This window comes from Acidovorax sp. Root70, assembly GCF_001428225.1.
In the GTDB taxonomy this organism is placed as follows: domain Bacteria; phylum Pseudomonadota; class Gammaproteobacteria; order Burkholderiales; family Burkholderiaceae_C; genus Acidovorax.
Genome location: NZ_LMHQ01000027.1, coordinates 1 through 2,500, shown reverse-complemented (window position 1 = coordinate 2,500; position 2,500 = coordinate 1). Strand labels below are relative to the sequence as shown.

Annotated in this window: 2 rRNA genes (1 of these 2 cut by a window edge); both read left to right on the top strand. The window is 51.1% G+C overall.

Going from position 1 to position 2,500, the window contains the following annotated elements:
• Positions 1-2,179, top strand: a 23S ribosomal RNA gene (locus ASD94_RS13250) (it extends 700 nt beyond the left edge of the window).
• A gap of 154 nt (positions 2,180-2,333) precedes the next feature.
• A 5S ribosomal RNA gene (gene rrf, locus ASD94_RS13245) occupies positions 2,334-2,446 on the top strand.
• The last annotated feature ends 54 nt before the right edge of the window (positions 2,447-2,500 follow it).

Here is a 2,500-nt window from a genome sequence, read left to right as displayed (position 1 = left end):
GGTGCCGTAACAGGTACTGGAGGTCCGAACCCACTAGTGTTGCAAAACTAGGGGATGAGCTGTGGATAGGGGTGAAAGGCTAAACAAACTTGGAAATAGCTGGTTCTCTCCGAAAACTATTTAGGTAGTGCCTCAAGTATTACCTGCGGGGGTAGAGCACTGTTTAGGCTAGGGGGTCATGGCGACTTACCAAACCTATGCAAACTCCGAATACCGCAGAGTACAGCTTGGGAGACAGAGCACCGGGTGCTAACGTCCGGACTCAAGAGGGAAACAACCCAGACCGCCAGCTAAGGTCCCTAAAATTGGCTAAGTGGGAAACGAAGTGGGAAGGCTAAAACAGTCAGGATGTTGGCTTAGAAGCAGCCATCATTTAAAGAAAGCGTAATAGCTCACTGATCGAGTCGTCCTGCGCGGAAGATGTAACGGGGCTAAGCCAGTTACCGAAGCTGCGGATTTGCAATTTATTGCAAGTGGTAGGAGAGCGTTCTGTAGGCCTGTGAAGGTGTCTGGTAACGGATGCTGGAGGTATCAGAAGTGCGAATGCTGACATGAGTAGCGTTAAAGGGGGTGAAAAGCCCCCTCGCCGTAAGCGCAAGGTTTTCTACGCAACGTTCATCGGCGTAGAGTGAGTCGGCCCCTAAGGCGAGGCAGAGATGCGTAGCTGATGGGAAACAGGTCAATATTCCTGTACCGATCAATAGTGCGATGTGGGGACGGAGAAGGTTAGCTCAGCCAACTGTTGGATATGTTGGTTCAAGCCTGTAGTCGTGCCTGGTAGGCAAATCCGCCGGGCTTAGATGAGGGGTGATAACGAGTCTGCTTGCAGACGAAGTGAGTGATACCCTGCTTCCAGGAAAAGCCACTAAGCTTCAGCTATTGACGACCGTACCGCAAACCGACACTGGTGCGCGAGATGAGTATTCTAAGGCGCTTGAGAGAACTCAGGAGAAGGAACTCGGCAAATTGATACCGTAACTTCGGGAGAAGGTATGCCCCAAGTAGGTGAACTCGTACAGAGGGAGCCCAACGGGGTTGCAAAAAATCGGTGGCTGCGACTGTTTAATAAAAACACAGCACTCTGCAAACACGAAAGTGGACGTATAGGGTGTGACGCCTGCCCGGTGCTGGAAGATTAAATGATGGGGTGCAAGCTCTTGATTGAAGTCCCAGTAAACGGCGGCCGTAACTATAACGGTCCTAAGGTAGCGAAATTCCTTGTCGGGTAAGTTCCGACCTGCACGAATGGCGTAACGATGGCCACACTGTCTCCTCCTGAGACTCAGCGAAGTTGAAATGTTTGTGATGATGCAATCTCCCCGCGGAAAGACGGAAAGACCCCATGAACCTTTACTGTAGCTTTGTATTGGACTTTGAACAGATCTGTGTAGGATAGGTGGGAGGCTTTGAAGTGAGGACGCTAGTTCTCATGGAGCCAACGTTGAAATACCACCCTGGTGTGTTTGAGGTTCTAACCTAGGTCCATTATCTGGATCGGGGACAGTGCATGGTAGGCAGTTTGACTGGGGCGGTCTCCTCCCAAAGCGTAACGGAGGAGTTCGAAGGTACGCTAGTTACGGTCGGACATCGTGACGATAGTGCAATGGCATAAGCGTGCTTAACTGCGAGACTGACAAGTCGAGCAGATGCGAAAGCAGGACATAGTGATCCGGTGGTTCTGTATGGAAGGGCCATCGCTCAACGGATAAAAGGTACTCTGGGGATAACAGGCTGATACCGCCCAAGAGTTCATATCGACGGCGGTGTTTGGCACCTCGATGTCGGCTCATCTCATCCTGGGGCTGTAGCCGGTCCCAAGGGTATGGCTGTTCGCCATTTAAAGAGGTACGTGAGCTGGGTTTAAAACGTCGTGAGACAGTTTGGTCCCTATCTTCCGTGGGCGCTGCAGATTTGAGGAAGCCTGCTCCTAGTACGAGAGGACCGGAGTGGACACACCTCTGGTGTATCGGTTGTCACGCCAGTGGCATTGCCGAGTAGCTAAGTGTGGAAGAGATAACCGCTGAAAGCATCTAAGCGGGAAACTCGTTTCAAGATGAGATCTGCCGGGGCCTTGAGCCCCCTAAAGAGTCGTTCAAGACCAGGACGTTGATAGGTCAGGTGTGGAAGCGCAGTAATGCGTTAAGCTAACTGATACTAATTGCTCGTGCGGCTTGACCCTATAACTTTGATAGCCAACACGCACACCACAATGGTTGTGTGAAAAGCTCAAAGTCTGTTATGCCAAGTTAGACGCAGTCAAATACAAAAAATCTGATTCCAGACTCTATGAATTCGCCAGGCTGTTCACAAGAACAGCCCAGCACCAAGTTATGCCTGATGACCATAGCAAGTTGGTACCACTCCTTCCCATCCCGAACAGGACAGTGAAACGACTTTGCGCCGATGATAGTGCGGGTTCCCGTGTGAAAGTAGGTCATCGTCAGGCTCTTACAGCCCAGAAAACCCCAGTCTCTCTTACAGCCCAGAAAACCCCAGTCTC